Origin of the sequence: Microvirga calopogonii (genome assembly GCF_003347665.1) — a bacterium.
In the GTDB taxonomy this organism is placed as follows: domain Bacteria; phylum Pseudomonadota; class Alphaproteobacteria; order Rhizobiales; family Beijerinckiaceae; genus Microvirga; species Microvirga calopogonii.
Window position 1 is genome coordinate 1 of the sequence record NZ_QDGA01000157.1, and the last position, 9,040, is coordinate 9,040.

Annotated in this window: 5 protein-coding genes; 1 reads left to right on the plus strand and 4 read right to left on the minus strand. The window is 53.3% G+C overall.

Annotated features, from left to right (window positions below):
* Positions 1-273 precede the first annotated feature (273 nt).
* From DDF70_RS34190 to DDF70_RS39430, 4 genes are all read right to left on the minus strand, one after another.
* Complete coding sequence (locus DDF70_RS34190) at positions 274-3,423, minus strand: glycosyltransferase (RefSeq protein WP_162820877.1); 3,150 nt, start codon at positions 3,421-3,423, stop codon at positions 274-276.
* Between the two features lie 272 nt (positions 3,424-3,695).
* On the minus strand, positions 3,696-5,414 hold the full coding sequence (locus DDF70_RS34195) for a glycosyltransferase family 2 protein (protein ID WP_205772591.1): 1,719 nt from the start codon (positions 5,412-5,414) through the stop codon (positions 3,696-3,698).
* A gap of 295 nt (positions 5,415-5,709) precedes the next feature.
* Positions 5,710-6,504 (minus strand): ABC transporter ATP-binding protein, encoded by a 795-nt coding sequence (locus tag DDF70_RS34200; protein WP_114949010.1) that lies wholly within the window; start codon positions 6,502-6,504, stop codon positions 5,710-5,712.
* Positions 6,505-6,535: 31 nt separating this feature from the next.
* On the minus strand, positions 6,536-7,318 hold the full coding sequence (locus DDF70_RS39430) for an ABC transporter permease (RefSeq protein ID WP_114949011.1): 783 nt from the start codon (positions 7,316-7,318) through the stop codon (positions 6,536-6,538).
* A 594-nt stretch (positions 7,319-7,912) separates the two neighbouring features.
* Between DDF70_RS39430 and DDF70_RS39105 the strand changes: the two genes are divergently transcribed.
* On the plus strand, positions 7,913-9,040 hold a 1,128-nt coding region (locus DDF70_RS39105; RefSeq protein ID WP_483466658.1), incomplete at its 3' end, for a phospholipase A2 family protein.

The window sequence follows — 9,040 nt, forward strand, 5'->3', positions numbered from 1 at the left end:
ATAATGATGCAGGGGATTGACGCCGCTTTCGGCTACATCCGGATAGGTCTCCAGATACCAACGAGAGTCAAGGAGCATCTTAACAGGATCGGATGCTGCCTCTGTATTGCGCTCTCGGCTTGACGCAGTTCGGAAGCGCCACCCGCCTCGAAGCTGACGAATCCGTATAACTCGAAGTATCAAGGGGAGGGCAGCTAATTCCGCCATAGTCCCAACTCATTAATTTGAGGGATATGTTAAGAAATTCGCGAGCAGGGCATAAATTTGTAAGGTCTACCCCAGCTCAGCTCGAAGATTGGGACTCGATTGCTGCTTCCGCAACAAAACCTCTGATAATGCCGACTCGTAAGCCCCAAACATGCGACGCACGTCGAGATAGGCCTCTGCTTTAGAACGTGCGGCAGCGCGCTTGCGTGCGAGTTTGTCGCGGCTCTCTACTGCCGCGCGGAGGCATTCGAGGAATGCATCGACGTCGCCAGGTTCACAAAGCCATCCTGTTTCCCCATGTTTAATGAGGTCCGGAAGGCCACCAACTCGCGAGGCCAAAACAGGCGTACCGACAGCTAGAGCCTCAAGCACGACCACTGGTCTACCGTCAAGTCGGGAAGGTACAACAAGCAAGTCAACGGAAGCTAGCACGGTGGCAAGATCCGGAACTGCCCCAAGCAGTTGGAAGCGGCCAGATGGAAAATCGGCGCCCTGAATAGCCCTTTTTATCTCTCGTTCCAGATGTCCGGCTCCGGTCATAACGAAGCGGACGGGCCAATTCTGATCAGCGCGGCGCGCGATCTCAATGAATGTGAGTGGGTCCTTCTCTTCAGACCACCTTCCCGAGAAGCAGACAATGATGTCATCGGATCCGTCCAGGATCTCTGCTCGAATAGCGTCCGACCGGAGGTTAGGATGTAGTCGGTCAAGATCTACACCACTTTCAATGAGGCGAACCCTCTCACTCGTTTCGCCATGATCGAGGAGCCAGCCACGGACCTCCGCATTCTCAACGAAAATCAAGTCGATCTGATGCCGCCGGCGCCGGTTATTTTCCGTATGCCCCTTTGTGTTGAAAAGAAGATCGACCACTCTTAAATTAGGAAACTCTGTGCGCAAGGATCTTAGGTTATCATACGCAAATGCGCTGCCAACGACCCAGAGAATGTCAACCTCGCGAGAAATTATAAGATGACGTACGAAGTCGTCCCAGAATTCCCGTGGAAGAAAATTGGGGAGGTGGAAAATCTCGGGGGAATGCTCCTCGAACCAAGGAGTCGTATTACCGTGATCCGGTCCAGGATCAATTGACGTTACCACAATCACGCGCCACCCACTCGCTGTAAGGTGTCCAACGATGGAACTCAGGAGTCTTTCGGCTCCCCCAAGGATCAGAAATGGCATCGCGAGCAAAATGGTTGGACGGTGCTTAGCGTTAATGGTTTCCGCGACAGGATCCAGGGTGATCGTAGGTAGATTCCCTATTGGAGTCGCGAGTCTTGCTTCTGCGAGGCGGCGCGACTTTTCTAAGGCGTCTAATGTGATGAGATCGGCGTTCATTATTCGGATGAGTTCACGTTGCCGATCCATAGGAACAACGTCTGAACGCCGACTCAGGCTGATACCGTGCACGCGGTACAACAGCATCGGATCTAAGCTTAAATTGATAATTCGGGCGCCAAGTGCAGCTAGCCGCACCCAAAAATTCCAATCCTCGTAAACATAACCGGTGACGGCGCGGTCAGTATCCCGAAATCCGCCGGCCCTCTCCCAAAGGTCCCGTCGAAATACGGCGCAGGTCGGTACGTGGTTAGCCTGGAGGAGTGCTTCTAAATCTGGTCGTTCAGTCGCGTGAACGATCGTGTCTTCCCTGCCAAACATTTGAAGTGCAGCTGAAACCACATCAAAGCCATGCCGCTCCAATAAAAAGACAGCTTTCTCAAGGTAAGTTGGCCGCAATTTGTCATCAGCATCAAGACAGCATACGTACTTGCCGCGGGCTTGGCTTATGCCAAAATTTCGGTTCGCCCCCGCGCGATGCCCTGGTCCTTGCATCAGCACTCGAACACGTGTGCGGTCCAACTCTGCTACGCGTAAACGAGACTCACCTTCAGATGAGCCTCCCTCGACGACGATGACCTCCAGATTACGAAAGGTTTGGTCCAAAACAGACCTAATCGCGTCTTCGACAAAGCCCCCATAGTTAAAGGAAGGAATTACTACGCTTACAAGGGGTCGATCAGTTGGCCATGGATTACCCGGGGCCTCAAAAGGATGTGGCCTAAGACCTGTAACTTCCATCACCTTAAGTTCTGCCCCCAGAGCAGGGGCGTTAGCAGTCACGGAAGGATCTGCATCTGGGTTTGCTGCGCAACCCTTTAGCTGAGCCCGTACTACTCTGAGCTCCTCCTTAACAGAGATAATCTCGCGGGTGAGTTCAATCTCGTTGCGTGCAGAGTCGCTGGAAAGAGCTACTAGCTTGCCCTCGACACATTGCAGCTGTGCTTGTGCCTGATCAAGCGCAGCGCTTAACGACTGTCTTTGCTGCTCCGCTAAGTATCGTTGCGAATGCTCAAATTGCCATAGATCGGCAATTCGTCGAAGCATCATTGGGTTAATAGATGCCGGCGGCATTGCTACCAGCGCTTCGATATCCGCATGGGTCGATACGGCGCCGTGAATCATGCCAATTTGCATGCGAGCAATTTGCTCCTCCGCGAGGATAGCATCCTGCTCGCGAGTCAACGTACGTGCAGCGATTGATCGAACTGCGTCTGCTCGGGCTCGATCTCGAACAACCAGGCCTATGTAGGTTGAGCCGTAACCATTAATATAAACTTCGCACCCTATAAGTTGGTATCCAAGCTCTCGCTCCACGAGATGGCGAAGAGCTGGTTCTGACGGGTACCAGATGTGCTCCAGAGATGAGGTGAACCAAACGGTGTTATCATGTTTGCTGGAGATGAGCGGAACCTCAAAGAGGAGAACACCGTCATCCCGAAGCAAGTGAAGCGCAGATGAGAACCCAGCGCGTATATCTCGAAGATGCTCGAAAACCGCAATGGACGAAACTACATCGAATTTGCCCGCGTACGCGAGGGTGAGTTCCGGGTCTAGTAGGTCGCGCCCGAGGACTTTTATTCCTTCTGCCTCGGCGACCTCGCACATCGTCTCACTTGCTTCGATGCCGAAGATTTCGTAGTTGTGACCCAATTTTTTTAGTAAGTGTCCGTTCGCGCACCCTATGTCAAGTACCGCGCCCTGTGAGGAGAGTAGCCGGATCAGAGCTGCTGCCCAGCTGACTCCATGTTCTGCCGTATAATCATAGTTGGAATAGCCGTGAGTGTTTTTTAGGTTGTCGCTGTCCCCGCTTCCGTAATAATTATCGTTATAGAAGGACATAAGATCTTCTGGGATCTGCTCGACTACCCCCATTCGGCATTCTTCACACTCTAGTACCATAACGCCATCACTGCGACGGCGAAGAGGGGTCAAGCCCCTGTGACCACAGACGCTGCAAAGTCGATAGAGAGGGTCTATTTCTGCGCTCGTGTGACTGTTATTTTGATGCATATTGTGCAAACGCCCGGCCATGTTTAATGGACATTCTATAGTGTTAGTTCGAGAGTTCGGCAATGATTACCGGGATCAGAATTTGCCATATGACTTGATCGAACTTCGCACTTTATTCCATTGGTTGCCCCTAATCAGATGCGAATGCTGAAGTCCTCTCGATCCAGTGTGAGATTAGGGGAATAGAAGGGATCCCTGAGCAGGTCCGTAGTCCAGCGCTCTTCCATCGCCGCGATCTCGCTCTGAAATCGGCGGACCTTGGCTGGCGTATCTTCAGTTCCCCGGCTGATGGACTCATGATGGTACAACTCGGCAAACGGGGTGAAGACATTTAGGTAGCCGGCTTGTCGAACCTTCAGACAGAAGTCCACGTCGTTGAAGGCAATGCGGAGGCGTGTCTCGTCAAAACCTCCAACTTCCTCATAGACCTCGCGGCGTACCAGCAGACATGCTGCGGTAACTGCAGAGACGTTCTGGCAAAGCCGAAGGCGCCCGAAATAGCCGAGATGGGTACGTGGAAAATACTTGTGCGAATGCCCTGCCACGCCACCGACGCCTAGGATAACACCAGCGTGCTGAACCGTGTCGTCAGGATAGTAAAGCTTGGCCCCCACACAGCCGACCTCTGGCCGGCTCACGTGGCTGACCATTTCACGGAGCCATTCGGGTGTGATGACCTCGATGTCATTATTGATGAGGCCAACGATGGTCCCCTTGGCCTTCTGAACGGCGAAATTGTTAATAGCGGAGTAGTTGAAGGGGTGAGGATAGGAGAGAACGTGGACGCGGCTATCCTGCTTAAGCTGCTGGAAGTATTCCAGCGTGGTTGGCTCGCTTGAGTTGTTGTCAACGACCAAGATCTCGAAGCTTGAATATGTTGTTTTGTTTAAGATCGACTCGATGCCTTGGCGGAGTATATGCACTTGATCCTTTGTTGGGATAATGAGAGACACAAGCGGCTGCGGCTCCGGAACAGGACGAATGATGCGGTAAAATGGGAGCCCCTCAACCTGTTCTACATATCCGCTCTGGGTCCGTGCAACGTGCTCCTCGAGAGCCTGCTTTCCGGCCACAAAAGCGTAGTCTTTTTCTGAGCCGGCTTTCGCCGTTGATCCTGGCACTGCGCGCCAATGATATAGGATCTTCGGGATATGAAGAATTGATGTTGGTTCGAGCTCTTCAATGATCCTCAAGTTGAGGTCATAGTCCTGACTTCCCTCAAAGCCCCTTCGCCAGCCTCCGACACGGCAGACATTGTCCGCGCGATGTACGGTTAAATGGTTCAAGTAATTTTGCGACAGGAACAGATCAGGCGACCAATCCGGCTTGAAATATGGATCAAACCGCCGATTAGCGTCGATCTTATCCTCATCGCTGTATATCAACTGAGCATTAGGGCATGTATTCAACGCGATCGCGACTTCTGCGAGAGCGTGCGGCCTCAGGATATCGTCGTGGTCAAGCAGTGCAACGAACTCTCCAGTCGCGAGTTCGAAGGCAGAGTTTGTTGCTTCGGAGATGTGCCCGTTTGTCTCACGATGGACAACTTTGATGCGGTTGTCTTGGCTGCGGTGCCTCTCAATGATTTCGCGAACGTGTTGGCTGCCTGAGGCATCATCCGCAATGCAAAGTTCCCAGTGGGGATAAATTTGTTCCCTAACAGAATGGATGGCTTCGTCAAGATAAGCGGCTGGCGTCTCATAAACCGGCATGAGCACAGATATTAGGGGCTTCCATGTAAGCTGCTCGATCTCGGTCTGGTATTGACCATTATGGGTTGAAGAGTAGTCAAACTGTTCGATCCACTGCTGGTATGGATCAGCTCCCGGAATTGAATCATGGGGTGGCAACATCCCGCGAAGGACCTGGGACCGGTAGCGAAGGCGTCGTGGAAGCTGCAGCGTCACAGTCCACCAGATGAGCTTTGCAGCACGTCTGATAGTGGTCGAAACCCATGGGGCACGCCGGAGGATATGACGGAATGGCGCTGTCATTTTCGGAGATGTGCTCGACAAGATGACGTTAAGTTCCCACTCAAAATGAGCCACGCGGCTTCATAAATGAGCCGCGGTGGGCTCCCAAGGATTCGATCTCTGCATTCGTGTGCGGCTAGATCATTTTGCAGATCGCAGACTTTTTCCTGAAGCTTTAAGCGACGAGGTCTCCGCTGGCCGGTACGGCTTCTGTGATTGCGGCACCAACAAGTTTGTCATAATGCGAATAGGCATCATTTACCGTACCATCGAACAGGACCTGTCCACCCTGCAGAACTAGTCCCCGTGTACAGAGGTTTATCATTGCGTTACGGTCATGCGATGCAAATACAACAATCGGAGATCGATCGATAACGCCACGGAGGCGCTTGTCTGCTTTGGCCATAAAACCTGCATCGCCGGCGCTTACGCCCTCATCAATCAGGAGAATGTCGGCTTTGACAGACGTTGAGATCGCGAAAGCAAGGCGAGCGGCCATTCCCGCAGAGTAGGTCCTGATCGGCATCGCCATAAAGGCACCTAACTCTGAAAATTCCACGATTTCGTCGACTTGGCCCTGAATTTCTGAGCGAGGGATGCCAAGATACTTGGCACGTAGTACGATGTTCTCGTAACCGGTCGAATCAACGTCCATGCCAAAGGCGGCATCGAACAATGCTGCAACCCGTCCTTCCAATCGAACTTCGCCTGAGGTTGGGTGATAGATCCCCGCCAAGACGCGGAGTAGGGTGCTCTTTCCACTTCCATTGTGGCCTATGAGTGCGACCCGGTCGCCCGGTCGGAAGGTAAAGCTCACCCGTGATAAGGCTTGGACTTCGACCAAACCAGCGCTGTTACCTGCAATCCGACCGCCAGTTGTTCGTGATAGGACTTTATTCTTTAAGGACCGTGCTGGTGCAGTCAGTACGGGGTAACGCACTCCCAGATCACGTACTTCGACAAGAGGCATATCCGTTGACCTACCTTGGCTTTACTTGAGCCTAAACCCAAAATGCAATCTGTGTCCGGGAGCGCCCGTACAGTATTGCAGCGCATACCCCGCCTCCAATCGCCATGGCTGTCGTAATAAGCCACATCGATAGAGATGGTGCGGTCCCCAGGAGGGGGACCCTGACAATCTCAACCAAATATGTGAATGGATTTAGAAATGCTACCCATTGCCGCTCGGGTGGGAGAAAGCTTGGTTGCCACATGACCGGCGTTATCATGAAAAGCGCAGCCATAAACGACTGCACGATCAACGGCACGTCTCGGAAGCGCGCTCCTAGCGACCCGAGAAGGAGGCACATCCATGTCATGTTCACGATGAGCAGGAGCAGTGCAGGTATAGCTAAGAGCGTGGATGGAGTTACGGAGATTCCCGTAACCACAATTACCAGGACAATAATTACTGTGTTATGTAGGAAATAGATAAATTGCGTCCAAACAAGCCGAAAGATATGAACCGTTAGAGGTGCTGGCAGCTGCTTTATCGTTGAACTGGCTGAAATGAAGACATTTACTCCCTCACTAATGCAGCCTGAGATAAAACCCCATATGACAAGGCCAGAGGCAACCAGCGGCAGAAAGGTCTTGAGCTCTTGCCGGAATAGGCCCGCATAAACCAACGTCATTCCGCTTACCATGATGAGAGTGGCAAGCGTGATCCAGAAGGGGCCCAGAGTTGAGCGCCGATAACGCTGTTTAACGTCATGCCATCCCAGGGAGACCCACAGATCTCCGCGCTTGAGGCCTTCAATGGTGTCTAGCAGTGCGTATCTCATGGTGATCCGAGTATGAGCTCACAAAGCAGGGTGCAACCGACAATTTGGTTACATTGAAACGAATAAGCCGATGCTGAAGCTCTTCCAGCACCACTTACAGGGCCGTAAGCTGCTGACGCTCCATGCCTCTGTTGCGACAGAGCCGTAACTGTGACTGAAGCAAGGGTCAACCTCCCGACGCGCGTGATTAACCGTGTCAGCCGCAGCACCTCGGCAGCTCAGGCATATCGGCCAATAGATTATCAGATATTATAACGTTCATCTGCTGCTATGCCGATATAATTGTTCAAAGGCTTCGTTGACGCTCCGCAACATTAAACTCTCCAATCCGTGGCCCAACATGACCAAGGCCGAGATATCACGACTGAAAACTTTTAGGAGCGCCTAGATGGGAGCTTAGGTGATCATCTAAGTGCAACAAGCATCTAAGTCTTGGCTTCTAAAACGAACAGGCACTTAGCCGCACTCTCGTAGTTTGCTTGGGCTAGGCCAGGGCTAACCGCTAAATGGATCCGGTAAGTGTAAGGAACAAGCGATTGATGAGAGGCGTTAGGCGGTCTCCTGGGTTGTCTCAGGCGCCGACTGGAGGAATAGATGTCGATCAACTGGCTTGTAACAGTCCCAACGACATATAACGTAACAATTCCAACGTACGGCCAGTATGGAGGGCCGAATTATTCCGATGGACATGTTCTACAGCCGGGCGAGATCCCGCCGCTGACAACGCCACCGGCCGACGCATTGGATGCGCTGTATCATGACCACGATGCGGTATACCGTACCTCCTCCGATCCTCTGGTCTTAGCCCAAGCCGACCTTGGACTAATCCGTGGTATTGCGAACCTGTCTGACGCCCAATTATCCGCTGAAGGTCACCTTTATGCGGGGGCGACCGAGCTCGCTCTGATTGATCAGATCAAGAACCAGTATGGCCACCCTGAACTGTTCCAGCCAGGCGAGGAGTCGCTGATCGCCCACGATGCCTTGGACAATCTCCAGAAGGGCGGCATTGCCCCGGAACCCAACGAGGTTGCGGCCGCATTCCAACTCCGTGACAGTCTAATCAAGTATGCTCAAGGAGGCTCGACCGGGTTTAACATCGCCGACACAGACGTCCTTGTGGATGATGTTTTCTACTTTGCGCACAATCCGGACGTGTTGGCGGCCGGGGTTGATCCGGACGTGCACTATGCCGCCTTCGGCTGGCACGAGGGGCGCGATCCCGACGCCTTTTTCTCCACCAACGGCTATCTCTCGGCCAATGCCGATGTGAACGCCGCCCACATCAACCCGCTCGAGCACTACCACCAGAACGGCTGGAAGGAGGGGCGGGACGCCTCGATCAACTTCGACACCACGCTCTACCTTCAGCACAATCCCGACGTGAAGGCGGCCGGCATCGACCCGCTCGAGCATTATCTTGCCTTCGGCCGCTCTGAGGGCCGTCAGGCCTACGAGGCGGTCGGCCTGAATGTCAAGGGCGCCTTTGACGCCGAGTACTATCTGTTGGCCAACCCGGATGTGGGCGCGGCCGGGATCGATCCGCTGACCCACTACAACACCTTTGGCTGGAAGGAGGGGCGGGATCCGAATGCCTTCTTTGACACCTCAGCCTATCTGTCCACCTACAGCGATGTGGCCGCTGCCGGGGTCAACCCGCTCGAGCACTACATGAGCTTCGGCTGGCACGAGGGCCGCGATCCCTCGGGTAAGTTCGACACC

Excerpts from the sequence above, each read along its gene's own strand:
- DDF70_RS34190 (WP_162820877.1), bottom strand. The coding sequence starts at position 3,423 with ATGGGGGTAGTCGAGCAGATCCCAGAAGATCTTATGTCCTTCTATAAC.
- DDF70_RS34195 (WP_205772591.1), bottom strand. The coding sequence starts at position 5,414 with ATGTTGCCACCCCATGATTCAATTCCGGGAGCTGATCCATACCAGCAG.
- DDF70_RS39430 (WP_114949011.1), bottom strand. The coding sequence starts at position 7,318 with ATGAGATACGCACTGCTAGACACCATTGAAGGCCTCAAGCGCGGAGAT.
- DDF70_RS34200 (WP_114949010.1), bottom strand. The coding sequence starts at position 6,504 with ATGCCTCTTGTCGAAGTACGTGATCTGGGAGTGCGTTACCCCGTACTG.